Below are 26,137 nucleotides of genomic sequence, written 5' to 3'. Positions count from 1 at the left end.
GGCGCTTTCTCTTTGCGCGGACAAAGGAAAACCCCGGCGCCAGAGGTGCCGGGGTTCGCGATACGGTCGGGGATCAGTCCTTGAGCAGGCCCTTCTGCCCCAGATAGGCTTCGGCCTCGGGCGTCAGATCGACGCGGTCATAACCCGTGAGCATCGGGCGGACATGCTCGCGGAAGCCGTGGCCGATGGTCAGCAGATAGACATGCGCCACGACGAAGGCCGCGATGGCGAAGGCCGCCAGAACGTGGATATTCGCCACCAGCCCCAGCCAGAACGCCTGAGCATCATTCGCGCCCCAGAGGTTATAGCTCAGATACAGCAGCCCCGAGATCCAGATCGCCGGGAACAGCGCCATCTTCAGCGCGAAATAGGCCAGCGCCTGAAGCGGATTGTGCCGCCGTTCGAAGGTCTTGTGATAGGGATGCTCCTCGCCCTTGAACACGCCAAAGGCGTAGAAGCGCGCGACCTTCACCATCCCGGCCAGACGCGGAATGAACTGCCGCCAGCCGCCCGTGGTGAACAGCCAGAAGGTAGCGAAGGCCCACAGCAGCAAAAGCGCCAGCGCCACGAGCGTGTGCACCGTCACCGCCAGGCCGAAGGGGCCCAACTGGTGAAACCCGAGCATCCGCGCACCGGTGAAAAACAGCAGCATGATCGAGACCACCTGCGACCAGTGCCAGACGCGGTTGAAGCGGGTGTAAACCTTGACGAAATGCTCAGCCATGATGGCCTCCCTTGCGACCGAACAGGCGCAGCACCCCGTGACCGGCGACGCCAAGCACCACCATCAGGAACACCACCAGCCCAAGCTTGCCGCCGATCCCGATACCGCCGCCGGGGACGTAGATGCCCGCGACATTGGCCATCCGGCCATTCTCGCTGTGGCAGCTGTCGCATTTCAGCGCGTCATCCTTGGGCGCCACCATATGGGTGATCGGCCAGTACATGTAGGTCTCGACGAAGTCGAACTTGCCCGAATACTCCAGCCCGACATAGTCCATCGCGAACTTCAGCGATTTCTCCCAGTCGAAATAGGACCACAGCGCCGTGCCGTCACCCGGACCGTAGACATGGTTGTAGAGCAGCACGTTGCGTTCCGTGTCATAGGCCTGCTTGCCACCCATTCTCTTGAACGGGAAGATGCGCGCATCCTTGGCACCCGGCTCGCCGCCGATCGAGTTGATCTCGACGATCTGCGTGGGGTCGATCTCGGTTTCAGGCAGCGTGTAGCTCATGACGCCATTCGACCAGGCGTAGTAAGGCACCACGTTCTCGGCCCAATCGAAATCGCCCTTGGTCGAGAGGTAGGTATGAAGATGCTTGCCGTCCGACTGGGTAAAGTTCTCTTCGCCATAGGGCTTGCCATCCTTGAGCTTGCCCGCGGTGGACCAGTCCCACCAAGTCTTGGTGGCAACGCCGCCGCGCGCGAACTCGGGGATGTGGCACGTCTGACAGGCGACCCGGTCAGTGTGGTCGTTCAGCTTGAGCGCCAGCACCGGGTTCGGGCCTTCGTGCGGCTCATCCGAGTGGCACGAGGTGCACGAGGCCACATCACGCGCCTCGCCCGGCTTGCGCTCGTCCGCGTGGGGGTCGACCACGTCTGTATTGTAGCGCGAGCCCGCGAGAACGTGCTTGTCCGAGACGTGACAGGCTTCGCAGGCGAAATTTGCACCGTCCTTCGACATGTGCACATCGACCGCTTTGGGCGGATCGAACAGCGCCGAACTGAGGTCACCATGCTTCACGTTATCGCCGCCGCCGCCGTAGAAATGGCAGTTGCCGCAGTTCTGGCGCGAGGGCTCGCCCACCGACAGCGCCGCCTTCACCAGATCGACCGGCGAGGCCTTGGCCCCGGTGATCGTCTTGGCGCCCTCCTTGACCGGCACAAGCGGCGGGTTGCCGGCAAGGTTATCCTGCTTGGCGTACTGGCCCGAGGTATCGTGGCATACGAGGCAGTCGACCTTGGTCGGATCGTCCGGCATCGGCTGGCGCACATCGACCCAGTCATAGCCCGTATGGCACGAGGTGCAGCGCGTCTCGTTCGAAGCAACGTTGCCACAAAACGCGTTCAGCTCCTTGGCCTTACCCAGAACCTGCCCGGTCGCGGGGTTTTCATATTCCCACTTCCAATGGACCGAGTGCATCACCTGATTGCTGGCCTCCGTGTGGCAGCTCAGACAGGCGGCGGTCACTTCGGGGCCCGACGCGAACGGGCCCTTGAGGATCTCGAATTTCGTGTGGTCGGCGGTGAGTTCCTTCACCGGATCGCTCATACGCGCGGCAAGCGCGCCCGGCGCCGGGCGCGACTGCGCCCCCACCTCGGTCTCATTTGTGGTGGGGCTTTGCTGCGCAAGTGCGCCCCCTACCCCCAGAACGACCGCCGAGACGAGCACGGCCGTTCGAAAAAATGCGTGTTTCATCTTCGCTCCGAATAATAAGGAGATGGCCGAAGGATGCCTCCCATATATTCGATTACGAGAATGTGAACGCTATGCCCATGCGACAATACCGCCGCAGGGCTGAGGCATCAGGTCGCAGCCAGTTCGCGCCTTAGCCGAAAAGCTCGTGGCAAAGCTCAAGCGCCGACACCAGCGCATCGACCTCTTCGCGGGTGTTATACATCCCGAACGAGGCGCGCGCCGTGGCCGAAACACCCAGCCAATCCATCAGCGGCATCGCGCAATGCGTGCCCGCGCGCACAGCGATCCCGCGCTTGTCGAGGATGGTCGAGATGTCATGCGCATGGGCCGCGCCGGTCAGCGTCATCGAGAAGATCGCACCCTTCTGCGGCGCGTTACCCTGGATGTTCAGCCAGTTCAGGCCCTTGAAACGCTCTTCGGCGTAGGCGCGCAGATCGTGCTCATGCGCGGCGATATTCTCCATCCCGATCCCCATAAGGTAATCGAGCGCAACCCCCATGCCGATCTGTTGCACGATGCCGGGAGTGCCCGCCTCGAACTTCATCGGCGGCTTGTTGTAGGTGACCGCATCGCGCGTCACCGTGTCGATCATATCGCCGCCGCCCAGGAAGGGGCGCATTTCGGCCATGCGCTCGGGGCGGATGTAGATCGCACCCGACCCCGAAGGGCCATAGAGCTTGTGGCCCGTGATCGCGTAGAAATCGCAGCCGATATCGGCTACATCGACGGGCATATGCACCGCCGCCTGCGAGCCATCGACCAGAACAGGCACGCCCTTGGCATGGGCGCCCTCGGTGATGGCCTTCACATCGACCAGCGTGCCGGTGACGTTGGACATATGGGTGATGGCGACCAACCTGGTGCGCGGCCCGATCGCCTCGACCACCTTCGCCGCATCAAGCGAGCCATCTGCCTCTGGCTCCACCCATTTCAGCACAACGCCTTGGCGTTCGCGCAGGAAATGCCAAGGCACGATATTGGCATGGTGCTCAAGCACGCTCAGCACGATCTCGTCACCCGCCTCAAGGCGCGGCGCGGCCCATGCGTAGGAGACAAGGTTGATCGCCTCGGTCGAACCGGTGGTGAAGACGATGTGATCCTCGCTCGGCGCGTTCAGGAAGCGGCGCACGATCTCGCGCACGCCCTCGTACTTCTCTGTTGCAAGCGTCGAGAGGTAATGCAGACCGCGATGGACGTTGGCGTATTCGTCCTCGTAGGCGCGGGTCATCGCGTCGATCACGCAACGCGGTTTCTGCGCCGAGGCGCCATTGTCCAGATAGATCAGCGGCTTGCCGTTCACCTGCCGCGACAGGATCGGGAAATCGGCCCGGATCTTGGCCACATCATACATTGTCTGTCTCCTCAGCCTGTGACGGGCACAGGCACGAACCCAAGGCTCACCATCAGCATTCCCGCGACCATCGCACTGACAAGAAAGCCCACGATCACCCCGAAAGCGACCTTGGCGAGATTTTCGAACCCATGAAGCGCGGCCGTGAACTGCACCAGAAGCCAGAACAGCAGCACCATCATCGCCATCATCGCGATGACCGAAGTGACGGGAAAGAACACCATCACCAAGACCTGCACGACCTGCGCGACGATCAGCACAAACTCCATCCAGGTCAGCAGCAGCAACGCATCGCGGAACTGCCCGCGACCGCCAAACTTGCGGCCCAGGACGGTCATGGCCGATGCTCCGTAAAGGATCAGCGCCGCCTGCGCGAGCGCCATCGGCACCGGGCTTGTGGGCTCGCCCAAATCGAGATCGGTGACGAAGGCGAACAGGATCTCGGCAAAGCTGCCAAGCGCCGCTGAAACCACGATGACAATCGCCAGCGCCAGCGCGCGCGCGCGCGGCGGCAGGTTAAGCGCGATCAGTTCACGCGCGACAACGCGCGGTTCGCGGAAGGTCCGCACGATCATTTGGCGCAGATCAAGCCCTGCAATCATTTTTCACTCGCCTCGAACTCGGCCACGCGCAGGCAGCCGCCCCAGATCAGCACGAAGGCCACGAAGGTCAACCCACTGACCAGAACAAGCTGCGCGCCCTGCCCGATGAATCCTGCAACCAGCCCCTGAAGCAACATCAGCGGTGACACCGCCAGCATCGCCCAGAACAGCGCCAGCCGCGCACCATACCAGCTGCCCGTTCCGCCAAAGACCCCGGCGACCAGCCGCGCCACGGCGGCCAGCAGGTAGAACGCGGGGATCGTCGCGACCAACGCGATCCCGGTTCCCACCATCAACCCGGTCAGCGGCAGGTCCGGCTGCTCGAACGCCAGCCGCGATAGCCGTGGCCATTGCGCGACGAAGATGACGACCAGCGCGGCCATCAGGAAGGTCAGCACCCGCGGTTCGGACGGCGTACGCGCAAGATGCGCGCGCATCACCACCCGAGGCGCGCGGTAGCTGCGCAGGATGTCATCGACTGCCGCCATCTCAGCCCCTGTGCCGCGCCAGCCAGCCCTCAAGCCGCGCGACGATCTCGTCCTTCAGCGCCTCGTCCTCGATCTCATCGATCGCATCGGCCAGGAAGGACAGAACCAGCAGCGCCGTCGCCTCCTCATGCGGCACCCCGCGCGAGCGGAGATAGAACATCGCCGTCTCATCCAGCGCACCAGTCGTGGACCCGTGCGAGCATTTCACGTCGTCGGCGTAGATCTCAAGCTCTGGCTTGCCAAGGAACTGGCTGTCGTCATCGAGCAGCAGCGACTGGCTGATCTGATAGCCATCGGTCTTCTGCGCGCCGGGCTTAACAAGGATCTTGCCCTGGAAGGTGCCGACCGCGCCGTGCTTGAGCACCTTCTTGAACACCTGGCGGCTTTCGCCACGCTCGGCGCCGTGGGTGATGAAGACGGTGTCGTCATGGTGGAAGGCGCCGCTTGCGCCATCGCCAAGCGCCGCACCGGCGACATGGGCCACCGCATCGTCGCCCACCATGTCGATCACGCATTCATTGCGCGTCAGCACACCGTTGACGGTCATCGTGAAGCTCTTGAACAGCGCGCCCTCGGCCACGCGGGCGAAGATGCCCGTCACCGCGCGACGCTCATGATCGCGGCCCTGCGCACGGATGTGATGGAAGCGCGCCCCGGCGCCGACATCGACCTCCATGACCTTGTTGAATCGCGCACCCGCCGGGCCGTTTTCAAGCAGGGTGAATTCCGCGCCCGGCTCCAGCTTGATGACGTGGTGCAGGATCGGGTCCGAGGTCTCGGAGCGGTGCACATAGATCAGGCTGACCGGTTTCGCGGCCTTGCCGGTCACGCGGATCAACAGCCCGTCGCTCGCAGCGGCCGAGTTCAGCGCCGCGAAGGGTCGCACGACGGGCGACTGCCCGGCGGTTTCCAGCATGCCGTAAAGTCCCTGCGCCCAGTGGATGTCGGCGGTCTCCGCCTCCGCCAAACGCGCGATCTCAACCCCGGCCAGTTCCAGAGAATCCGAGGCCTCGGCATCGAAAACACCATCCACAAAGACCAGCTTGACGCGGTCCATGCCATCAAACAGCGGGGTCTCGTCACTTGCCTCGAAAGGCTTGGCGGCGGGTGCCAGCGGCGCGTTCAGCGCTGCCGGATCGGTATAGCGCCAGTATTCGTCGCGCCGCCCGGGCAGGCCCATCGCTACCAGCCGCGCCAGTGCATCGGCGCGCATGGCCGCGAAAGCGCCGCCCTTGGGCAGGTCAATCGCCGCAAGACGCGCCTCCAGCGGAGTTTGTTTTTCGACCGCCGTCATCAGAGCACCCCCTCGATGCCGTGTTCGGCCAGGATTGCCGCATAGCCGTTGTTCTCGACCTCAAGCGCCAGCTCCGGCCCACCGGTCTTGATGATGCGGCCATCCGCCATAATGTGCACCACGTCCGGTTTGATGTGGTCCAGAAGGCGCTGATAGTGCGTGATCACCAGGAAGCTGCGGTTCTCGTCGCGCAGCGCGTTCACGCCCTCGGCCACCAGACGCATCGCGTCCACGTCGAGGCCCGAGTCGGTCTCGTCGAGAATGCACATCCGCGGCTCAAGCATCGCCATTTGCAGGATTTCGTTGCGCTTCTTCTCACCGCCCGAGAAGCCCACGTTGACCGGACGCTTGAGCATATCGGCGTCGATCTTGAGCGTCTTGGCCTTCTGGCGCACCAGCTTGAGGAAATCACCCGCCGAGAGTTCTTCCTCGCCGCGCGCCTTGCGCTGCGCGTTCACTGCGGTGCGCAGGAAGGTCATGTTGCCCACGCCGGGGATCTCGACCGGGTATTGGAACGCCAGGAACAGGCCCGCCGCCGCGCGCTCTTCCGGGTCCATATCCAGCAGTTCCTCGCCTTCAAGCGTGGCCGAGCCGTCGGTGACTTCATAGCCGTCGCGACCCGAGAGCACATAAGACAGGGTGGACTTGCCCGAGCCGTTCGGCCCCATGATCGCATGGACTTTGCCTGCTTCGACGGTCAGATCCACCCCTTTCAGGATGACCTTGTCTTCTTCTTCAAGTTTGACGTGCAGGTTCTTGATTTCAAGCATCTTTATGTTCCCGATGTTCGGCGCCGGTCAAAGCGGACGCAGGTAGGTTGTCACGATCCGGCCAAGCTGTTCAGCCGGGATCGGAGTGGGTTGAAGTTCGAATACGGCCATTCGGCCGATCATTCCAGTCGGAGCGGAGAATTGCTGGATTTTGCGGAGGTCATCGCGCATAGCGTAATGGCCGAAAAGCGCCCCTACCGGGCGCTTGTTCAGCGTATGTCTCGTCAGAAGGCTCGCAGCGCCAACGTGCCGGGGGGCGAACCGGGCGCAACGCATAGAATGATGAGAATGCCGCGCTGTCTGCCGCCAATTACGGTCACTTGCGCCGTCAAGTCTGCCCGCGCCGAGCGCTACGCCGGTCAGACGCCGAAGCCGATCACCGTGCCGCGGAACACGAACGTGTCGGGCGAGGCCGACGCCTGATACATTTCCACCCATCTCGGCGTGAAGAGAACGGCCGACACCTCGGGCATCCAAAACGCGAGATTGTGCAGCGAGCAAACCGCAAAGCCCACCGCGACCAGTTGCACGACGTTCAGGCTGCGACCGCGCAGACGCAAAATCCAGCGCAGAACATAGGCGAAGGAGGTCCCCAGAGCCATCGACAGGATGATCTGCCCGTCGCCGAACATCTCCGACGCTGTTTGCGGGAGCGTGAAGACATGCGCCTGCAACGCGACCACGAAGGCCACTGCGAACAATCCGATAAGGAAGGCCCAAACGAGGTTCAGCGAATAGAGCGCGCCCTGCATCAGTTCGCGGACACGCGACGGTCGCCGCACTTCCTCGAGCGAGCGCACGCGCATCTCGTTTTCGCCGACATGCAGGATGATGTTGCCCTTCGCGTTCTCGCGGCTTGCCTCGATACGCTTCAGTCGCTCGGCAAACGTCGTCGTTGACACAGACATGCGGCGCTTCGTCCCCAATTCCTTGTTTGGACAAAGAAATCACGCGATTACGCCAGAAATACGGCGAACGAACGCCGGAGCCGTGACGAACAGTATCGGAAGCGGCAACAATCTGAGCAGGAAGCAAGGAAAGAATGCTGCCCCCCCAAAGGGTTGGCGCGAACGCTGAGACCATCGGCGCGCGCCGCCCCGAGACAGCAGCCCCGCCAGCCTCCCGCCCCGGATATTTCGCAATTCGCTTATCCACGGCGCTGGTTCTTTCTGATTTCCTGCTGGCGCTGCCGCAGCATCGTCGCCTTGATCTGAGCGGCGACTCCGTCAGCAATTTCTTCGATCTCCCACGGCTCAAGGTGCTGGAGTTGTGAAACCATAGGGCCGAAAGGGGTCGCGCGCCGCGCCAACCGGTGCGTGATAGCGTTTTGGAAGCCGCTCCGAGATCTGACTGGATGGAAAACGCCTTGTACAACACCCGCTGGCAAACCCTCGACCAGCTGATCGGGGTCTGTCCGCATTGCGTCCTTAGAGACTAAGTCGGGGGCAATCTCAGCCAAGCTACCGACAGAGAACTTATTGTTTCGCATCGCCCATGAAAAGCAGAAGAACTCGTCAAACAGAATGAACTTAGGCTTGATCGACTGCTGAAGGTAAGCGCGCCTCTCCTCAAACAGCCAATCGACTAGGTCTGAAGAAAAGCGCACAAGTGCAAATATGGCGCGCTGGAGGTTCAGGTCTTTGTAAAACCGCGAAAAAATATGTTCGCCCGGAAGCGGTTCCACCGACACACCAAGGCAATCCTCGTCGCGATCCGCAAAGCGGTCAAAGAACGCCCCGACATCGCCTTTGAAGAACACATCGGGCTCGATCAGCCAAAAGTGCTCGGCATCTGGATAGGCTTGCCGCAGCGCGTAAAGGCAGTAATCGCCGCAGCGCCAGCCCCAGTCGGGCAGCACGCGCAACCCGTTCTGCTCAACCCAAGCGTCGTTGATGTCCACCACCGGCAACGGTAGTGCCATCCCCTCAGGCCGGTTGTGGAACACTGTCACCAGCCGATCGCCCCATACGGGCGCCAGCTGGGCGAAGACGCGCTCGGCATCCTCCCCCCAGTGGTTCGTTCGTATGGCGGCAATGGTTTTCAAGTCGAGTTCCCGGCAGCGTCAGGCGCCCAAGATTGGCAAGACAGCGTCGATCAGCCGACGCTGCCTTCAAGCGAAATCGCCACGAGGCTCTGCGCCTCCATGGCAAATTCCATCGGCAGGGCTTGCAGCACCTCGCGGCAGAAACCGTTCACGACAAGCGCGACGGCCTCTTCCTCGTCCATGCCACGCGCGCGGCAGTAGAACAGCTGATCGTCATCGACCTTGCTGGTCGTCGCCTCGTGCTCGACCCGGCTCGAGTTGTTCTTGACCTCGATATAGGGAACGGTGTGCGCCCCGCATTTGTCGCCGATCAGCAGGCTGTCGCACTGCGTATAGTTGCGCGAGTTCTTGGCCTTGGGGTGCATCGTCACCAGCCCGCGGTAGGTGTTCTGCGCCTGCCCCGCCGAGATCCCCTTGGACACGATGCGCGACTTCGAGTTCTTGCCAAGATGGATCATCTTGGTGCCCGTGTCGGCCTGCTGGTAGTTGTTGGCAATGGCGATCGAGTAGAACTCGCCCGAGGTATCATCGCCGCGCAGGATGCAGGACGGGTATTTCCAGGTGATGGCCGAGCCGGTCTCGACCTGGGTCCACATCACCTTGGCGCGGTCGCCACGGCAATCGGCGCGCTTGGTGACGAAGTTATAGATCCCGCCCTTGCCTTCCTCGTCGCCTGGGAACCAGTTCTGCACGGTCGAATATTTGACCTCGGCATCCTCGAGAATGACGATCTCGACCACGGCCGCGTGTAGCTGCGCAGTGTCGCGCTTGGGCGCGGTGCAGCCTTCGAGGTAGCTGACATACGACCCCTTGTCGGCCACGATCAGCGTGCGCTCGAACTGCCCGGTGTTCTCGGCGTTGATGCGGAAATAGGTCGACAGCTCCATCGGGCAGCGGGTGCCCGGCGGGATGTAGACGAACGAGCCATCAGAGAACACGGCCGAGTTCAGCGTGGCGAAGAAGTTATCCGATTGCGGCACGACCGAGCCGAGGTATTTCTTGACCAGCTCCGGGTGCTCCTTGATCGCCTCGGAGATCGAGCAGAAGATCACCCCCGCCTCGGCCAGCTTGGCCTTGAAGGTGGTGCCGACCGAGACCGAGTCGAACACCGCATCGACGGCAACCTGACGCTCACCCTCGACGAAATTCTCGGCGCCCTCGACGCCGGCAAGGATCAGCTGCTCCTTCAGCGGGATACCCAGCTTTTCGTAAGTTGCCAGCAGCTTGGGATCGACCTCGTCGAGCGACTTGGGCTTCTTCTCCATGCTCTTGGGGCGGGCATAGTAGTAGAGGTCCTGGTAGTCGATCTCGGGGTAATGCAGCATCGCCCACTTCGGCTCGACCATGGTCACCCAACGGCGATAGGCGGCAAGGCGCCATTCCAGCATCCACTCGGGCTCGTCATTCTTGGACGAAATCAGGCGCACGATCTCTTCGGAAATGCCCTTGGGGGCGTATTCCATCTCGATCTCGGTCTCCCAACCATATTTGTAGGAGCCCATGTTCTGGACGGTCTCGACCGTTTCACGATCCACGCCCTCACGGACGTCCAGTTCCTGTTCCAAAGCCATATTCCTTTCCGCGTCAGACTCTTGCGCGATGTTTTTTAAGTGCCGCGCCGAAAGCCTCGGCAAAGCGCAGAACCTCATCCTTCGTAACCCCCGGCCCGAGCGAGACCCGCAACGCGGATGCCGCCATATCCTCGGACCAACCCATCGCGCGCAAAACCTTGCTCGCGCGGACCTTGCCCGAGGAACAGGCCGAGCCTGCCGACACGCCGAACCCCATCAGATCCAGCCGCATCACCTGCGTCTCGCCCTTCCAGCCGGGGCTGACAATCGAAACCGTATTGGGCAGGATCGCAGGCCCCTGGCCTCCGTCCCCCGAATGATCTCCCGATGTCTCCCAACCCGGAAAATAGAGCGTCTCACCGCTCTCTTCCAGAGCATTCTTTAGAATATTTCTAATTTCAGCAACTTCTTCCCAGACGCCCGCCGCCAGATCGCGCGCGGCAGCCTCGGCGGCCGCACCAAAACCCGCGATTCCGATCAGGTTCTCGGTGCCCGCACGACGGCCCATTTCCTGCCCGCCGCCGCGCAGCTGCGCCGCGATATCGGTGCCCCGCCGCACGACAAGCGCGCCGATCCCCTTGGGGCCGCCCAGCTTGTGGGCCGAGACCAACCCCGCCGTCACGCCAAGCCAGTTGAAGGCAAAGGGGATCTTGCCAAAGGCCTGCGTCAGGTCGCTGACTGCCAGCCCCTCGGGCAATTGCTGGATGACGCCGGTTTCGGAATTTGCCAATTGCAGCGCCGCGCGTGCGGGATCGGGCACAGAGACCCGGCCGAACCCGTCCGCCGCCAGGTCCTCCGCACACCAGGCCGAGACCGCGTCATGCTCGATCGCCGCGCAGGCATATCCGCGCCCGGCCAGCGCGAGCGAGGCCCCCTCGGTGGCGCCAGAGGTGAAGATGATGTCCTGTCCCTCGGCGCCCAGTGCCGCCGCTATCTGGGCGCGTGCGCGCTCCATCAGCGCCTTGGCCGCGCGCCCCTCGGCATGGACCGAGGACGGATTACCCACCACATCCATCGCCGCGATCATCGCCGCGCGCGCCTCGGGGCGCAGCGGAGCGGTCGCGTTCCAGTCAAGATAGACCCGTCGGCTCATCCCCGGCCTTTCGCTTGGCGCAGTTGTGTCACTCGTCCACCACAGAAAACAGCGACGGCACCGCCGGACAGGGTTTCAACGCGTTCTTCGTCACATCGGCAAGCGTGGTCTGGTGCAGGAAGACGAATACCTGCGCGCTCAGGCTCTCCCACAGCCGGTTCGACAGCGATTGCGCGCGCGACCCCGAGATGCCGCCCGAGGCGCCCGCCCCCACATGCAGCGCGCTGACCGTTTCATCGACCGCCTCGAAAATCTCGGAGACGCGAATTTCCTCGGGGTTGCGGGCCAGGCGATAGCCGCCACCCGGGCCGCGCACCGACTCCACCAGCCCCGCGCGGCGCAACCGCACGAACAACTGTTCGAGATAGGGCAGCGAGATATCCTGACGCTTCGAGATCGCGGCAAGCGAGGTCATCGCATCGGGGCCGGCCATCGCCAGATCCACCAACGCCACCATCGCATAGCGTCCTTTGGTCGAAAGTTTCATCGCCGCCTCCCCCAAGCGCCCGTTCGCATTGCAAATGCGGGGCAAAGCATTGACGCCGCGCCTTGGGCCGCTTAACTCAATTCCACCCATATTCCCGGCATCCCGCCGGGGATTGCCCCGTCCTAGGGTGTCTGAGCGAAAGCGTCAAGCATACGCACCGTCGCACCCCCGGACCCAGAGAATAAAGCAGCGAGAGCCGATGCCCGAAGTCATTTTCCCCGGTCCCGAAGGACGCCTCGAGGGCCGCTACCATCCGCAGCCCATGCCGGACGCGCCGATCGCGATCATCCTGCACCCCGATCCGCAGTTCGGCGGCACGATGAACAACCGCGTCGTCTATAACCTGCACTACGCCTTCCATAAGATCGGCTTCACCGTTCTGCGCTTCAACTTCCGGGGTGTCGGCCGCAGCCAGGGCGAGTATGACCAGGGCATTGGCGAGCTGTCAGATGCGGCCTCGGCACTTGATTACCTGCAGGCGATGAACCCGAACTCAAAACATTGCTGGGTGGCCGGGTTCTCGTTCGGCGCCTGGATCGGGATGCAACTGCTGATGCGCCGCCCCGAGATCACCGGTTTCATCTCGGTCGCGCCGCCCGCGAACATGTATGACTTCAGCTTCCTCGCGCCCTGCCCCTCGTCCGGCCTGATCATCAACGGCACCGCCGACCGCGTGGCGCCGCCGAAGGACACGCATACGCTGGTGTCCAAGCTGCGCGAGCAGAAGGGCATCACCATCACCCACGAGGAAGTCGAGGGCGCCGACCACTTCTTCAAGGATGACGAAGCGCATATGAAGCCGATGATCGACTCGGTTCAGGGCTATGTGAAGCGCCGCCTGACCGAGGGCTCGCGCTGATGGCTCTTCTCGACGAACTGGCCGATGCATTGGCCGCCGATGTGATGGCGGCCATGAAGGAGTTCGACGATGACCGGCTTTACATGGAAGTGAGCAAGGTCATCGGCACCTCCTCGCCCTCGCTGCAAGAGGCCTTCAACACCTCGTGCCGCCTGCGCCTGTCCGAACAGCGCGCGCGCAAGTTCCTTGACGAGACGATCCGCGCCCGGCGCGAGGGCACCAAGGCCCCCGCCGCGCCGCGCGACACCGAGGGCGGGCACTAGATGACCGAGCGCCTCTCGCAGCAATTCGCCTTTCTGCTGGAGGCTGAGAAGCTCAAATCCGTCTATCGGGCCACCCCGCTTGCGGATAACTCGCGCCGGGAAAACTCGGCCGAGCATAGCTGGACGCTTGCGCTTTACGCGCTGGTGCTGGCCGATCAGGCCGGCCCCGGCGTGGACGTGAACCGCGCGATCCGGATGCTTTTGCTGCACGATCTGGTCGAGATCGACGTGGGTGACGTGCCGATCCATTCCTCGGACGGCACGGCCCATGGCTCGGCCGATATTCAGGCCGCCGAAGCGGCCGCGGCTGAGCGTTTATTCGGACTTCTCCCCAACGACTTACGCGCCGAACTTGAAGCGACATGGCACGAGTTTGAGGCCGCCCAGACCCCTACAGCGATTTTTGCGAAAAGCCTCGATCGGGTGCAGCCCGTGATGCTGAACCTCGAAGGCGGCGGCGGCAGCTGGCTGGAGTACGATGTAAATTGGGAACAGCTTGAATCCCGCGTCGGCGCCAAGGTGTCGCAGGGACTGCCCGCGGTCTGGGCCTGGGTTCAGGACCGCATTCGCCCCTGGTTCACGCTTCGCGGCCGCTGAGATAATTTTCGGTATACCAATGCATACCGACTATGGCCTTTTCCTCCGGAATGGGGTATGAGCCGCGCATCACTTATTCATGCGCGGAGCAAGTCATGACGAAGATCAAGGTTGAAAACCCCGTCGTCGAACTCGACGGCGACGAGATGACGCGGATCATCTGGGACTTCATCAAGAAGAAACTGATCCTGCCCTATCTCGACCTCGACCTGCTCTATTACGATCTGGGCATCGAAGAGCGCGACCGCACCGAGGACCAGATCACCATTGACGCCGCCCTGGCGATCAAGGAACACGGCGTTGGCGTGAAATGCGCCACGATCACCCCCGACGAGGCCCGCGTCGAGGAATTCGGCCTCAAGCAGATGTGGAAGTCGCCCAACGGCACGATCCGCAACATCCTGGGCGGCGTGATCTTCCGCCAGCCGATCATCTGCCGCAACGTGCCGCGTCTCGTTCCCGGCTGGACCAAGCCGATCGTCGTCGGCCGCCACGCGTTTGGCGACCAGTACAAGGCCACCGATTTCCGCTTCCCCGGCAAGGGCAAGCTGACGATGAAATTCGTCGGCGAGGACGGCACCGTGATCGAGAAAGAGGTCTATGAGGCCCCCTCCTCGGGCGTCTACATGGGGATGTATAACCTCGACGACTCGATCATCGACTTCGCGCGGGCCTCGCTGAACTACGGGCTCAACCTGGGCTGGCCGGTCTATCTTTCGACCAAGAACACTATCCTCAAGGCCTATGACGGGCGCTTCAAGGACCTGTTCCAGAAGGTCTATGAGGAAGAGTTCGAAGAGAAGTTCAAGGCCGCCGGGATCTGGTATGAGCACCGTCTGATCGACGACATGGTCGCTTCGGCGCTAAAATGGTCGGGCGGCTACGTCTGGGCCTGCAAGAACTACGACGGCGATGTGCAGTCGGATACCGTGGCGCAGGGCTTCGGCTCGCTCGGGCTGATGACCTCGGTTCTGATGACGCCCGATGGCAAGACGGTGGAGGCCGAGGCCGCCCACGGCACCGTCACCCGTCACTATCGCCAGCATCAGGCGGGTAAGCAAACCTCGACCAACTCGATCGCGTCGATCTACGCCTGGTCTGGTGGCCTCAAGCACCGTGCCAAGCTGGACAACAACGCACAGCTGATGCGCTTTGCCGAGACGCTTGAGAAGGTCACCGTGCAGGCGGTCGAGGATGGCTTCATGACCAAGGATCTGGCGCTGCTGGTCGGCCCCGATCAGAAATGGCTGACCACGATGGGCTTCCTTGAGAAGATCGACGAGTATCTGAACAAGGCGCTGGTCGGTTAAGACAACCGAACCGCTAACGAATGATCAGGGCCGGCACTGCGCCGGCCCTTTTCATTAGCTCCGCTACCAGCCGCAGTGCTGCCAGTATGGCCTTGGGGGCGAGGTGGATTTCGGCGGCAGGCCGATGTCGCGGCGCATGTGATCGTCCAGGCCGACGAAGTTGGCGGCCAGCGGGCGCGCCGCACGCGGCCGCAGCGTGGCAAGCAGGGCCGCGATCAGAACGCGCCGCGCGCCGTGGATCGCGATTGCGGCTTCGATGGAGGATGCGGGCACGGGCCCGGCATGATGGGTCAGTCTGGTCATGTGATTTCCGGAATGCGCGCAAACGCCCCCGGCCTCTGGTTTGTGGTGAAGAAACCGGACCGGGACGAGCCGTGACAAAGCGCAAACGCCGTGTCGGGATCAGCAGTGAGGTCCGGTGGAGGGTTCAGACATGGACCCCTTGAGGTCCGGGCGACGGATCAGGCCTGTCGGCGTGCTCCGGTGCGGGTGGCAGTTGCCCCTGCGCGATGCCAGCCGGCTGCTTGGGCGCAAACGTGTACAGTCATGTTCCGCCCTCCTGTCTGAATTAGCCGGATGGCGCCAGAAACCATGGGCGACCGAGTCGCGGCAAATGGAAATGCAATGGATCGCGCCGCTACGCGCCTCGCGTTGCGGTCGCGCCACAGGCTCTTGTCGGCCCCCGCGCCGCGTGACAGAAAGCGCCATGACCGAGATCATCGCTGAGAACCCCGCCCGACACACCCCGCTGGATGATGCGCAAGGCATCGCCTTTGGCAGCCTCATGGCGGCATTTGGCGTGCTTATGCTAACGCATCTGGGTTTCGTTACGGGCCAGACGGCGGGGCTTGCGATTCTCGTGTCCTATGCGACGGGCTGGGGCTTTGGTCCGGTGTTCTTCGTGATCAACCTGCCCTTCTACTGGTTCGGTTATCGTCGGCTTGGAGGCGGGTTCGTGCTCAAGACCTTCCTTGCGGTTGCGCTTCTCTCGGCGCTGACGATGGTGCTGCCGCAGTATATCTCGTTCCAGAACCTGCACCCGGCCATAGGCGCCGTTCTGATCGGCTTCGTCTCCGGCTCGGCGCTGCTCGCGCTGTTCCGTCATGGTGCAAGCCTTGGCGGCGTCGGCATTCTTGCGCTTTATTTGCAGGACAAGACCGGATTCAAGGCGGGCTGGACGCAACTGCTGTTCGACGCCTGCGTCTTTGCGATCGCCCTGACCCTGCGCGACTGGCAGACCGTTGCCTGGTCGGCGCTTGGCGCGCTGGTGCTGAACCTTGTGATCGCGCTCAATCATCGCCGCGACCGCTACATCGCCCTCTGACGCCGACGCATTCCCGCCATGCGCGCGCGGCAATGGAACTGACGGATGCGTTGCGGCATTAGTGGGTCATGATTGCTGACCTTAAAATCGAGAAGCACTACTCCCTCTTTGAGGATATCCAGGGCTTGCTGATCGCATCGGCCCAGGCGGCCTTGGGCATTCACCTGCTGCGAGCGGCCGGGCTGGTCACGGGTGGCACGGCGGGCCTTGCGCTGATCATCTCCTATCTCACGGGCTGGAGTTTCAGCCTTGTCTTCTTCGTGATCAACATCCCCTTCTATGGCTTTGCCTATTGGGCGCGTGGCGCGGCCTTCTGCCTGAAAAGCCTGATGACGGTAACGCTCGTGTCGCTGCTGGCCGAGGCGCTCAAGCCGCTCTTTGCCGTGGGCTCCATCCACCCCGGCATCGCCGCGGTTCTCTTCGGTGTCAGCGCAGGTGTCGGGTTGCTCGGGCTCTTTCGTCACTCGGGCAGCCTTGGCGGGGTCTCCATCGTCGCGGTGATCTTGCAGGATAAGTTCGGCATCAAGGCAGGCTGGACACAGCTGACCCACGATCTGGTGCTGTTTGCCGTCGCGCTGTGGATCCTGCCCATCGACCGGGTCCTGTGGTCACTGCTCGGCGCGGTGATCGTGAACCTCGTGATCGCCTTCAATCACCGCCGCGACTGGTATATCGTGACCTGATGCAGACCTACCTGTATCTCCTGATCGCCGTCGTGTTCGAGACCTTCGGCTCCTCCTGCCTGCAAGCCAGCCAGCAGTTCACACGATTCTGGCCTTCGGTCGGGGTGATCGTCGGGTTCGGAGCGGCGTTCTGGTTCTTCACGCTGGTGCTGAAGGTGCTGCCGCTTGGGGTGACCTACGCGCTCTGGTCGGGCATCGGAATGGTGCTGATCGCGCTGTCCGGTTGGATGCTGTTCGGGCAGAAACTGGACCTTGCCGCAACGCTTGGCATCGGGCTGATCATTGCCGGCATTCTCGTCATAAACCTGTTTTCCAACTCCTCTACGCACTAAGCGGCGCTTCGGGCTGGCGCTGGCGACCAATTTCCTCTATGGCCGCCCCAAACCACGAACAGGCGGACGAAATGGACATTCGCAACATTGCGATCATCGCACACGTTGACCACGGCAAGACGACCCTGGTTGACCAGCTTCTGAAACAATCCGGCGCTTTCCGCGAAAACCAGGCCGTGGCCGAGCGCGCCATGGACAGCAACGATATCGAGCGTGAGCGCGGCATCACCATTCTGGCCAAGGCGACCTCGGTCGAGTGGAAAGGCACCCGCATCAATATCGTCGACACCCCCGGCCACGCCGATTTCGGCGGCGAGGTGGAGCGCATCCTGTCGATGGTCGATGGCGTCTGCCTGCTGGTCGATGCCGCCGAAGGCCCGATGCCGCAGACCAAATTCGTGACCTCGAAGGCGCTGGCGCTTGGCCTCAAGCCGATCGTGGTGCTGAACAAGGTCGACAAACCCGCCGCCGACCCGGAAAACGCGCTGAACGAGGTTTTCGACCTCTTTGCCAACCTCGGCGCCAGCGACGAGCAGCTTGATTTCCCGCATGTCTATGCATCGGGCATCGGCGGTTGGGCCGATCTGGAACTGGACGGCCCGCGCCAGGATCTCTCGGCGCTGTTCGATCTGATCCTGAAGCATGTCGAGCCGCCCAAGCAGGAGTTCCGCGCGGACGAGCCCTTCCAGATGCTCGCGACCACGCTTTCGGCCGACCCGTTCATCGGCCGCATCCTGACCGGCCGTGTTGAGGCGGGCCGTCTGCGCGTGGGCGATGCGCTCAAGGCGCTCTCGCGCACCGGCGAGCGGATCGAGCAATTCCGCTGCACCAAGATCCTCGCCTTCCGCGGCCTGACGCAGCAGCCCATCGACGTGGCGGAAGCCGGTGACATCGTCACCATCGCGGGCATGACCAAGGCCACCGTGGCCGATACGCTTTGCGCGCTGGACGTGGACACCGCGATCCCCGCGCAGCCGATCGACCCGCCGACCATCTCGGTCACCTTCGGCATCAACGACAGCCCGCTGGCGGGCCGTGACGGCAACAAGGTCCAGTCGCGCGTCATCCGCGAGCGCCTGATGAAAGAGGCGGAAACCAACGTCGCGATCCGCGTCGAGGACACTCCCGGTGGCGATGCCTTCGTCGTCTCGGGCCGCGGCGAATTGCAGATGGGCGTTTTGATCGAGAACATGCGCCGCGAGGGCTTCGAGCTGTCGATTTCGCGCCCGCGCGTGATCTTCCGCGAAGAGAACGGCGAGCGTATGGAGCCCATCGAAGAGGTGATCGTCGATGTGGATGACGAATACTCGGGCGTTGTCATCGAGAAGCTGACCGGCAACCGCAAGGGCGACCTGGTCGAGATGCGTCCCGCCGGCCACGGCAAGACCCGTATCGTCGCCCATGTGCCCTCGCGCGGGCTGATCGGCTACCAGGGCGAGTTCATGACCGACACGCGCGGCAACGGCGTGCTGAACCGCATCTTCCACGACTGGGCGCCCTACAAGGGTGCGATCCAGGGCCGCCGTCAGGGCGTGCTGATCTCGATGGAGAACGGCGTCTCGGTGGCCTATGCGCTGTGGAACCTCGAGGAGCGCGGCAAGCTGTTCATCGGCGCGCAGGAGCAGGTCTATACCGGCATGATCATCGGCGAGCATTCGCGCGACAACGATCTTGAGGTCAACCCGCTCAAGGGCAAGAAGCTGACCAACGTGCGCGCCTCGGGCACGGACGAAGCCGTGCGCCTGACCCCGCCGGTGCGTATGAGCCTTGAAGAGGCGATCGCCTATATCAACGATGACGAACTGGTTGAAGTGACGCCGAAGATCGTGCGTCTGCGCAAGCGCCACCTTGACCCGCATGAGCGCAAGCGCGCCTCGCGCGCCGAGTAACGGATTGCGGAGCGGGGGCGCTGCCCCCGCACCCCCGGGATATTTCGGCCACATTGAAGGCAGAGCAGTCTTAGCCCCGCGCCCGACCGGCGCGGGGTTTTGCATCAGACCGGCAGGTCACCGGGCGGATTTTCAAGCAGCCGCACGAGGCGACGGATCGCGCGTTGGAAGCGCTCTTCGGGCACACCACCCGCCATGGCGATGCGCACGGCGTTCGGGGCATGACCATCTTGCAGGACGTATTCATCGGCCGAGCGCAGCAGGACGCCCTCGGCTTCGGCCTCGCGCGCGAAGGTGGAGGCGCGCCAGCCAAGCGGCAACCTGAGCCAGACAAAGCTGAGGCCGGGTTGCCAGGAGACATCCTGGTCACCGAAGGCCTGCACCACCATTTGCAAGCGGCGGCTCATCACGTCCTGAGCGGCCTGGCGCAGACGCATGGCCTCGCCCGAGCTGAAGAGGCGCGTGACAATATCTGTGACCGGGCGCGGCAGACCGAAGTAGCTGTGTTGCGCAGTCAGGCGGCCGGCTTCGCCCATGCCCTCGGGGGCCACCACAATGCCGAACCGCATTCCGGCCGAGATCGTCTTGGAGAGCGATGTCACATGCCAGGACCGCTCGGGGGCGATCACACGCAGGCTTTCCAGGCCCGAGACGGGCGCGGTGTAGCAATCGTCCTCGATGATCTGCAGGTCGTGCTTGCGGGCGACCTCGGCAATGGCGATGCGTCGGGCGCTTCCCATCCGGGCCGTCGTCGGGTTTTGCGCGTCGGGCGTGATACAGACGATCTGGCCGCCATGCTTGCGGCAGGCCGCGTCGAGCGCCTCGGGGATCATGCCCTCCTCATCGAGCGCGATCGAGATAACCTCGGCCCGATTGAGGCGCGCGGCGTGGCGGAAGCCCGGATAGGCCAGCTCCTCACACAGAACGACGGGGCGGTCGCCACGCAGGCAGCACTGCATAACGATATTGATCCCGTTCTGCCCACCATGCGTCAGAACCAGGTCATCAGCGGTGATCACGGACGAGATCGCGTAGCCCCAGAACCACTCCAGCGCGGCCTCGCGGCAATACTGATCGCGGCGCAGGCCGGGGTATTCGAGATACTGCCGCCCAAGCTCTTGCGCTGCCTCCGCCATGACCGTCGCCAGCGCCTGAGTCTGACCAACGTCTGGCAACTGTGGCGAGCGCAGATCGACGACGCCATCATCGTCACTCGGATCGGTCAATGGCTGGCGGTAGAGCGGCTCGGTCGGCCCAAGGCGGCGCGATTGTGTCGATACAAATGTACCACGACCGACCGCGGCCTCGAGCAGCCCTTCCTGAGTTGCGATCTGATAGGCGCGCGCGACTGTCCCCGGCGTGACCCCGAGTTTCCAAGCCAAATTACGTACTGTTGGCAAGCGTGTACCGGGTGCGAGATCGCCGCGGCGTACGCCTTCGCGCAGCGCCCTCACCAGCGAGAGATACTTCGGTCCCGATTGATGCGTGAGGGCTGGAGCCCAATTTGTATCAGTCACAATATTTCTCTGGATACGTTTGTATGGGTTTTATATGATCAGCTTAACCCAGATGACAGAATTGTATCAATACGAAAAAGGTGCGTCATGCTAAGCCATTCGCTTCGTCACATTGCCCCGCTCCGCGCCAAGCGCGTCGGCCTGCGTGCGCATGTCACGAAGTGGCTTGAGATGCGCCAGACCCGCGCAGCGCTTGCCCGGTTGGACCCGCACCTGCTGCGCGATATTGGGCTGGATTCAGCGCGGGCTACGGCCGAAGCGCGCCGCACGTTCTAAAGTTTCAGGAGCCGCAGTCCCCTGTCGGATCCTCTTCCTCGGCCGGGCTTAGCCCGGCCTTTTTTTGTTTAAATTTAGAGCCTTATCCGGAGATCTACTCAGCAACGATCAGAGGCCCTCACAGCTCGGCTGCGAGCGTCCGGATGGCCTTGAACTGCCGCGTCGCGCGCGACTGCGCCACGACCAGCGAACGATTATTCACCAGCCCCTGAACGCGTCTGACCATGCGCTGCGCGACACCGTCGTCACCCGCGATTTCGACGCCACCGAGACGGCCATGCGGCACCCCAAAAACGTCCGGCCCCGGCTGGAGGGGTCTTGGAATTCTGATTGTGCCGAACGAAACTGTCAGAGGTCAGAATTGTATCGGTTTGTCGCGGATTCGTGCCCGTCTTGCTCCGATCAATTCACTTGTACGAAAGAGGCGATAGCGGACCCACACAACAGCACCGGACTGGTCGGCACGGCGCGCAGGGTATAGGAATCGCGAAACGGGGCCGTGCAGAGCCCGAAGGACCGGAGGAATACGATGAAGACAGGTGGCCAACTGATCGTCGAGGCACTGAAAGCGAACGGCGTGAAGCAGATCAGCTGTGTGCCCGGCGAGAGCTATCTGGCCGTGCTGGACGCGCTCTATGACAGCGGGATCGATGTCATGGTCTGCCGTCAGGAAGGCGGCGCAGCGATGATGGCCGACTGCTGGGGCCGCCTGACCGGACAACCCGGCATCTGCATGGTAACGCGCGGACCGGGCGCGACGAACGCAAGCGCTGGTCTGCATATCGCCCATCAGGACGCGATCCCGATGATCCTGTTTATCGGCCAGGTCCAACGCCCGGCGCGTGAACGCGAGGCTTTTCAGGAGGTCGAATACCGCCGTGCCTTCACCGAGTTCGCCAAATGGGTGGGCGAGATCGACGACGCCAGCCGCATCCCGGAATTCGTGACCCGCGCCTTCGCGGTGGCGACCTCGGGGCGCCCCGGTCCCGTCGTTTTGACGCTGCCCGAAGACATGCTCGACGATCTGGTCGAGGCGCCGGAGGCGCAGCCCTATATGCCTGTCGAGGCCCATCCCGGCCCGCAGCAGATTGCGGCACTGGCCGAGGCGCTCGCGCAGGCCAAGCGCCCGATGGTGATCCTTGGCGGCACCCGTTGGAGCGACGCCGCCGTGGCGGATATCACAGGTTCGCAGAACGCTTCCAGCTTCCGGTCGGCTGCTCGTTCCGGCGGCAGATGCTGTTTGATCACCTGCACCCGAGTTATGCGGGCGATGTCGGGATCGGTATCAACCCGGCGCTGGCCGAGGAGATCAAGAAATCCGACCTGCTGATCCTGATCGGCGCACGGATGTCCGAGATGCCCTCGTCGCGCTACACGCTGATCGATGTCCCCTACCCCGCGCAAAAGCTGGTTCACGTTTATCCCGACCCGGATGAACTGGGTCGCGTCTACCGGGCCGACCTGCCGATCTGCGCCGCGCCCGATGCGTTTTGCGCTGCCCTTGCGGCGCTGGAACCCGCAGCCGCGCCGGTCTGGGCTGAGCGCACCGCGCGAATGCATGACAGCTACCTTGCCTGGTCCACGCCCCCGAAAACCGGCCCCGGCGACGTGCGGATGGGCCCGATCATGGAGTGGATCGAGGCCAACACCGCCCCCGACGCGATCTTCACCAATGGCGCGGGCAATTACGCGACCTGGGTGCATCGCTATCACCGCTTCCGGCAGTTCAACACGCAGGCGGCGCCGACCTCGGGGTCGATGGGCTACGGACTGCCTGCCGCCGTTGCCGCGAAGAAGCTGTTCCCCGAGCGCGAGGTAATCTGTTTCGCGGGCGATGGTTGCTTCATGATGCACGGGCAGGAATTCATTACCGCCGTGCGCTACGGCCTGCCGCTGATCACCGTGCTTGTGAACAACGGCATCTACGGCACGATCCGCATGCATCAGGAACGCGACTACCCCGGTCGTGTCAGCGGAACCGATCTGGTGAACCCCGACTTCGTGGCCTTCGCCGAGGCCTATGGCGGTCACGGAGAGTTGGTGGCGCGCACCGAAGACTTCGGCCCCGCGTTCGAGCGTGCCCGTGCGAGCGGCAAGCCTGCGATCATCGAGGTGCGCCTCGACCCCGAGGCGATCACGCCTGCGCGCACGCTTAGCCAGATCCGCAGCGGCACCTGAACGGATAAGCGGGGCAAGGCATCGCGCCTTGCCCCATTGCTTTACAGAACCCGATCGACGACGGCGCGCAGGCGGGCCACCGTGCCATCGATGTCGGTGATCTTGTCGAGCCCGAAAAGGCCAAGACGGAAAGTGCGGAACTCGGCCCCCTCGCCCACTTGCAGCGGCACACCGGCGGCAATCTGCATCCCCTCGGCGAGGAATTTCTTGCCGTTCTGAATATCCGGGTCTTCGGTATAGGACACGACCACGCCGGGCGCACCAAAGCCCTGCGCCGCGACCGAGCGCACGCCCTTGGCTGCCAATATCTCGCGCACCGCGCGACCAAGCGCCCATTGCGCCTCTTTCATCGCGTCGAAGCCAAGCACCCGCGTCTCGGCCATCGCATCGCGCAGGCCGACCAGCGCATCGGTCGGCATGGTTGCGTGATAGGCGTGACCGCCCCCCTCATAGGCCGCCATGATCGCGCGCCACTTCTTCAGGTCCATAGCGAAGGAGTTCGATACCGTCTCTTCGAGCCGCGCAACGCCGCGTGCCGACATCATCACCATCCCCGCCGAGGGCGAGGCCGACCAGCCCTTTTGCGGCGCCGAGATCAGCACATCGACGCCCGTCGCCAGCATATCGACCCAGATGCACCCCGAGGCGATACAATCGAGCACCAGCAGCGCACCCACCTCATGCGCGGCCTCGGCCATGGCACGGATATAGTCGTCAGGAAGGATGATCCCCGAGGAGGTTTCGACATGCGGCGCAAAGACGACCTCGGGCCGGGCCTCGCGGATGCGCGCGATGACCTCTTCGATGGGCGGCGGCGCATAAGCGGGCTGCGGGACATTCCCGGCCGGGCGCGCCATGACCACGGTCGTGTCGCTGGCAAAACCACCCGCCTCGAAAATCTGCGTCCAGCGATAAGAGAACCAGCCGTTGCGCACGATCAGCGCGTGACGCCCACCGGCGAACTGGCGTGCGACCGCCTCCATCGCGAAGGTGCCGCCACCGGGCACCAGGGCGACGGCCTCGGCGCCATAAACCTCGCGCAGCATGGATGAGATGTCGCGCGTAACGCCTTGAAAACGTGCGGACATGTGGTTCAGAGAGCGGTCGGTGAAAACGACCGAGAACTCGCTCAGGCCATCGGGATCGACATCGGGGCGCAGACCGGGCATTTCGTGGTTCCTCCTGTTCTTTGCGATCACCCTAGTCTTGGGCAACCGCGCAGGGCCAGCGAAAAACCGCCCGCGCCCCCGGACAGGATGCCGCGCTACTCGGCCTGCTCGGCCAGTGGCCAGTAGAAATCGGGGGGAATGCCCGCCTCGGCGCGCTTTTCCTCGTTGAAGGGCGGCTTCAGCGCCCCGTGGAAATACTTGCGCACCAGGGTATGGAAGGTCTCTTTCGGGTCCAATTCGTGCCGTCCACAGAGAAAGTGGAACCATTTCGAGCCATAGGCGACGTGCCCCACCTCTTCGGCGTAGATCGTCTCAAGCGAGGCGATGGCATCAGGCTGGTCGGCCTTGCGGAAGATCTCGATCATGCCCGGCGTCACATCAAGCCCGCGCGCCTCAAGCACCATGGGCACGACCGTCAGGCGCCCCATGAGGTCCGTTGCAGTGTCCTCGGCTGCGCGCCACATGCCCGCATGGGCCGGAAGCTCGCCATAGTAGCTGCCAAGCGTTGCAAGGCAGTCGCTGATCAGCCGGAAATGCTTGGCCTCTTCGTCGGCCGATTTCACCCAGTCGTCGTAGAAACCTAGCGGCATCGGCGTCGCGGTGAAGCGCGCGATGATATCCCAGTGCAGATCGACGGCGTTCAGTTCGATATGCGCCACAGCGTGCAGCAGCGCCTTGCGTCCCGCAGGGGTTCCAGGCCTGCGGCGCGGCACATCGCGCGGCGCCAGCAATTCGGGGCGCTCGGGCCGCGCCGGTCGCGCGGGCGGCTCGGCGCTACCGATGGGCATGGGTTGGCCAGCGGCGCGCCCCGCGAACCAGGCCTTGGCATAAAGCCGCGACTTCGCGGTTTTCTCCATCGCGTCGGCAGTGGTCAGAACATCAACAGCACAGGCGGCAAGGGTATCGGGAATCTGTATCATCCCTATCACCTACCCAATCCGCCGCACTCTGGCGAGGGGGTGCTGACCCGCCTATGCCCCGCGCATGTGACTGCGCTGCAAGAAGCGGTAGAGGCGCAGCTTGATGCGGTCATTCAGGCCCGACAGCGACAGTACTGCCTGCGCGAGGCGCGCGCAGATAGCCGGGTCGCAGGGGCAGTTGCGGATAAATCGTGCCGCGTGGCGGACAAGCGCCTTGCGATCATGATCCGCCTCGGAGCCAAGGCGCAGCAGATCCAGCATCCCCTGCGCGAGATCCTCTGCCGTGCAGGCCGGATCAAACTCGGGCAGATCAGACTGCCGGCGGAAATGATTGACCGAGGCCGTGATGCTGAAATGCGTATGCCGCGCGCGGTTGGCCGGACCTGAACTGCGCCCCACATGCCGCCGCATGTTCAAAAGCGGCTCGGGCAGATTCCCAAAGCGCGCCGAGCCGATCATGCGCAGCCACAGATCGTAGTCCTGCGCCAGGCGAAACCGCGGATCATATCCGCCGGCTTCGGTAATCGCGCTGCGGCGCATCATCACTGCGGGGTGGCAGATCTGGTTCGCCAGAGGCAGAGCCCGCACGATATCCTCGTGCTGAGTGGGAAGCGATTTCACACCACGCCGACGCAACATGCTGTAGCCACCCATCCGCCGATAGCTCGACCCCAGTACATCAAGCTCTTGCGCAGCGCGA

Annotated in this window: 30 protein-coding genes; 12 read left to right on the top strand and 18 right to left on the bottom strand. The window is 63.3% G+C overall.

The window, feature by feature from the left end:
- Window positions 1-73: 73 nt before the first annotated feature.
- The 7 genes from KTQ37_RS13695 to sufC all read right to left on the bottom strand — a co-directional run bounded on the left by KTQ37_RS13695 (window position 74) and on the right by sufC (window position 6,925).
- Window positions 74-724: a cytochrome b/b6 domain-containing protein gene (locus KTQ37_RS13695; RefSeq protein WP_218631084.1), complete on the bottom strand. Its 651-nt coding sequence runs from the start codon at window positions 722-724 to the stop codon at window positions 74-76.
- Window positions 717-2,420, bottom strand: a complete 1,704-nt coding sequence (locus tag KTQ37_RS13690; protein ID WP_218631083.1) for a tetrathionate reductase family octaheme c-type cytochrome — start codon at window positions 2,418-2,420, stop codon at window positions 717-719. Before KTQ37_RS13690 ends, KTQ37_RS13695 begins: the two co-directional genes overlap by 8 nt.
- A 130-nt stretch (window positions 2,421-2,550) precedes the next feature.
- Window positions 2,551-3,771 (bottom strand): cysteine desulfurase, encoded by a 1,221-nt coding sequence (locus KTQ37_RS13685; protein WP_218631082.1) that lies wholly within the window; start codon window positions 3,769-3,771, stop codon window positions 2,551-2,553.
- Between the two features lie 11 nt (window positions 3,772-3,782).
- Window positions 3,783-4,373, bottom strand: coding sequence for a YIP1 family protein (locus KTQ37_RS13680; protein WP_218631081.1), 591 nt, complete (start codon window positions 4,371-4,373; stop codon window positions 3,783-3,785).
- Window positions 4,370-4,861: a YIP1 family protein gene (locus KTQ37_RS13675; protein WP_218631080.1), complete on the bottom strand. Its 492-nt coding sequence runs from the start codon at window positions 4,859-4,861 to the stop codon at window positions 4,370-4,372. The genes KTQ37_RS13680 and KTQ37_RS13675 overlap by 4 nt, the downstream gene beginning before the upstream one ends.
- A gap of 1 nt (window position 4,862) precedes the next feature.
- Complete coding sequence (locus KTQ37_RS13670; RefSeq protein ID WP_218631079.1) at window positions 4,863-6,155, bottom strand: SufB/SufD family protein; 1,293 nt, start codon at window positions 6,153-6,155, stop codon at window positions 4,863-4,865.
- Window positions 6,155-6,925: a Fe-S cluster assembly ATPase SufC gene (sufC, locus tag KTQ37_RS13665; protein ID WP_218631078.1), complete on the bottom strand. Its 771-nt coding sequence runs from the start codon at window positions 6,923-6,925 to the stop codon at window positions 6,155-6,157. The genes KTQ37_RS13670 and sufC overlap by 1 nt, the downstream gene beginning before the upstream one ends.
- Between sufC and KTQ37_RS13660 the strand changes: the two genes are divergently transcribed.
- Window positions 6,830-7,348, top strand: coding sequence for a hypothetical protein (locus KTQ37_RS13660; RefSeq protein ID WP_218631101.1), 519 nt, complete (start codon window positions 6,830-6,832; stop codon window positions 7,346-7,348). The two genes, sufC and KTQ37_RS13660, sit on opposite strands and share 96 nt — an antisense overlap.
- Here the strand turns inward: KTQ37_RS13660 and KTQ37_RS13655 are convergent.
- The 5 genes from KTQ37_RS13655 to iscR form a co-directional block, all read right to left on the bottom strand.
- Window positions 7,285-7,833, bottom strand: a complete 549-nt coding sequence (locus KTQ37_RS13655) for a hypothetical protein (protein WP_218631077.1) — start codon at window positions 7,831-7,833, stop codon at window positions 7,285-7,287. The genes KTQ37_RS13660 and KTQ37_RS13655 overlap by 64 nt on opposite strands.
- 239 nt (window positions 7,834-8,072) lie before the next feature.
- A complete protein-coding gene (locus tag KTQ37_RS13650) occupies window positions 8,073-8,969 on the bottom strand; it encodes a component of SufBCD complex (protein WP_218631076.1) in 897 nt (298 codons plus the stop codon).
- Window positions 8,970-9,019: 50 nt separating this feature from the next.
- Window positions 9,020-10,540, bottom strand: coding sequence for a Fe-S cluster assembly protein SufB (sufB, locus tag KTQ37_RS13645; RefSeq protein WP_218631075.1), 1,521 nt, complete (start codon window positions 10,538-10,540; stop codon window positions 9,020-9,022).
- Between the two features lie 13 nt (window positions 10,541-10,553).
- Window positions 10,554-11,633, bottom strand: coding sequence for a cysteine desulfurase family protein (locus tag KTQ37_RS13640; RefSeq protein WP_218631074.1), 1,080 nt, complete (start codon window positions 11,631-11,633; stop codon window positions 10,554-10,556).
- A 28-nt stretch (window positions 11,634-11,661) separates the two neighbouring features.
- Window positions 11,662-12,120: a Fe-S cluster assembly transcriptional regulator IscR gene (gene iscR, locus KTQ37_RS13635; RefSeq protein WP_218631073.1), complete on the bottom strand. Its 459-nt coding sequence runs from the start codon at window positions 12,118-12,120 to the stop codon at window positions 11,662-11,664.
- Between the two features lie 199 nt (window positions 12,121-12,319).
- On the opposite strand from iscR, the gene KTQ37_RS13630 reads away from it, so the two are divergent.
- From KTQ37_RS13630 to KTQ37_RS13615, 4 genes are all read left to right on the top strand, one after another.
- Window positions 12,320-12,979 carry an alpha/beta hydrolase gene (locus KTQ37_RS13630; protein WP_218631072.1) on the top strand — a complete coding sequence of 220 codons (660 nt, stop codon included), beginning with the start codon at window positions 12,320-12,322 and terminating at the stop codon, window positions 12,977-12,979.
- Window positions 12,979-13,242 (top strand): hypothetical protein, encoded by a 264-nt coding sequence (locus KTQ37_RS13625; protein WP_218631071.1) that lies wholly within the window; start codon window positions 12,979-12,981, stop codon window positions 13,240-13,242. The genes KTQ37_RS13630 and KTQ37_RS13625 overlap by 1 nt, the downstream gene beginning before the upstream one ends.
- Window positions 13,243-13,839, top strand: a complete 597-nt coding sequence (locus tag KTQ37_RS13620) for an HD domain-containing protein (protein WP_218631070.1) — start codon at window positions 13,243-13,245, stop codon at window positions 13,837-13,839. It begins immediately after the preceding gene.
- Between the two features lie 95 nt (window positions 13,840-13,934).
- Window positions 13,935-15,149 carry an NADP-dependent isocitrate dehydrogenase gene (locus KTQ37_RS13615; RefSeq protein ID WP_218631069.1) on the top strand — a complete coding sequence of 405 codons (1,215 nt, stop codon included), beginning with the start codon at window positions 13,935-13,937 and terminating at the stop codon, window positions 15,147-15,149.
- A gap of 63 nt (window positions 15,150-15,212) precedes the next feature.
- Here the strand turns inward: KTQ37_RS13615 and KTQ37_RS13610 are convergent, their stop codons facing one another.
- Window positions 15,213-15,452, bottom strand: a complete 240-nt coding sequence (locus tag KTQ37_RS13610; protein ID WP_218631068.1) for a hypothetical protein — start codon at window positions 15,450-15,452, stop codon at window positions 15,213-15,215.
- A gap of 403 nt (window positions 15,453-15,855) precedes the next feature.
- Here KTQ37_RS13610 and KTQ37_RS13605 point away from each other — a divergent pair, with 403 nt between their 5' ends.
- From KTQ37_RS13605 to typA, 4 genes are all read left to right on the top strand, one after another.
- Complete coding sequence (locus KTQ37_RS13605) at window positions 15,856-16,473, top strand: YitT family protein (RefSeq protein WP_218631067.1); 618 nt, start codon at window positions 15,856-15,858, stop codon at window positions 16,471-16,473.
- Between the two features lie 68 nt (window positions 16,474-16,541).
- Window positions 16,542-17,156, top strand: coding sequence for a YitT family protein (locus tag KTQ37_RS13600; RefSeq protein ID WP_218631066.1), 615 nt, complete (start codon window positions 16,542-16,544; stop codon window positions 17,154-17,156).
- The gene (locus tag KTQ37_RS13595) at window positions 17,156-17,488 is read left to right on the top strand and encodes an SMR family transporter (RefSeq protein ID WP_218631065.1); all 333 of its coding nucleotides are present in this window, start codon (window positions 17,156-17,158) and stop codon (window positions 17,486-17,488) included. Before KTQ37_RS13600 ends, KTQ37_RS13595 begins: the two co-directional genes overlap by 1 nt.
- Window positions 17,489-17,559: 71 nt before the next feature.
- Window positions 17,560-19,377: a translational GTPase TypA gene (typA, locus tag KTQ37_RS13590; RefSeq protein ID WP_218631064.1), complete on the top strand. Its 1,818-nt coding sequence runs from the start codon at window positions 17,560-17,562 to the stop codon at window positions 19,375-19,377.
- 104 nt (window positions 19,378-19,481) lie between these two features.
- On the opposite strand, the gene KTQ37_RS13585 is transcribed toward typA, so the two are convergent.
- The gene (locus KTQ37_RS13585; RefSeq protein ID WP_218631063.1) at window positions 19,482-20,894 is read right to left on the bottom strand and encodes an aminotransferase-like domain-containing protein; all 1,413 of its coding nucleotides are present in this window, start codon (window positions 20,892-20,894) and stop codon (window positions 19,482-19,484) included.
- 87 nt (window positions 20,895-20,981) lie between these two features.
- Between KTQ37_RS13585 and KTQ37_RS13580 the strand changes: the two genes are divergently transcribed.
- A complete protein-coding gene (locus KTQ37_RS13580; protein ID WP_218631062.1) occupies window positions 20,982-21,170 on the top strand; it encodes a DUF1127 domain-containing protein in 189 nt (62 codons plus the stop codon).
- Window positions 21,171-21,288: 118 nt separating this feature from the next.
- Here KTQ37_RS13580 and KTQ37_RS13575 read toward each other — a convergent pair whose 3' ends face one another.
- Complete coding sequence (locus tag KTQ37_RS13575) at window positions 21,289-21,456, bottom strand: hypothetical protein (RefSeq protein WP_218631061.1); 168 nt, start codon at window positions 21,454-21,456, stop codon at window positions 21,289-21,291.
- Between the two features lie 243 nt (window positions 21,457-21,699).
- Between KTQ37_RS13575 and KTQ37_RS16970 the strand changes: the two genes are divergently transcribed.
- Both KTQ37_RS16970 and KTQ37_RS16965 read left to right on the top strand, forming a co-directional pair.
- Window positions 21,700-22,500, top strand: coding sequence for a thiamine pyrophosphate-binding protein (locus KTQ37_RS16970; RefSeq protein WP_328799731.1), 801 nt, complete (start codon window positions 21,700-21,702; stop codon window positions 22,498-22,500).
- Window positions 22,404-23,348, top strand: a complete 945-nt coding sequence (locus KTQ37_RS16965; RefSeq protein WP_328799730.1) for a thiamine pyrophosphate-dependent enzyme — start codon at window positions 22,404-22,406, stop codon at window positions 23,346-23,348. The genes KTQ37_RS16970 and KTQ37_RS16965 overlap by 97 nt, the downstream gene beginning before the upstream one ends.
- 41 nt (window positions 23,349-23,389) lie before the next feature.
- Here the strand turns inward: KTQ37_RS16965 and KTQ37_RS13565 are convergent, their stop codons facing one another.
- From KTQ37_RS13565 to KTQ37_RS13555, 3 genes are all read right to left on the bottom strand, one after another.
- Window positions 23,390-24,517 carry an aminotransferase class V-fold PLP-dependent enzyme gene (locus KTQ37_RS13565; RefSeq protein WP_218631060.1) on the bottom strand — a complete coding sequence of 376 codons (1,128 nt, stop codon included), beginning with the start codon at window positions 24,515-24,517 and terminating at the stop codon, window positions 23,390-23,392.
- 95 nt (window positions 24,518-24,612) lie between these two features.
- Window positions 24,613-25,437 carry a ferritin-like domain-containing protein gene (locus KTQ37_RS13560; protein ID WP_218631059.1) on the bottom strand — a complete coding sequence of 275 codons (825 nt, stop codon included), beginning with the start codon at window positions 25,435-25,437 and terminating at the stop codon, window positions 24,613-24,615.
- A 51-nt stretch (window positions 25,438-25,488) separates the two neighbouring features.
- Entirely contained in the window at window positions 25,489-26,076 is a 588-nt protein-coding gene (locus KTQ37_RS13555) for a glycosyltransferase family protein (protein WP_218631058.1), read from the bottom strand.
- Window positions 26,077-26,137 lie beyond the last annotated feature (61 nt).

It is taken from the genome of Sedimentimonas flavescens (assembly GCF_019264375.1).
Taxonomy (GTDB): domain Bacteria; phylum Pseudomonadota; class Alphaproteobacteria; order Rhodobacterales; family Rhodobacteraceae; genus Rhodobacter; species Rhodobacter flavescens.
Note: the sequence above shows the minus strand (reverse complement) of the source record. Positions and strands in the feature narration are given on the sequence as shown.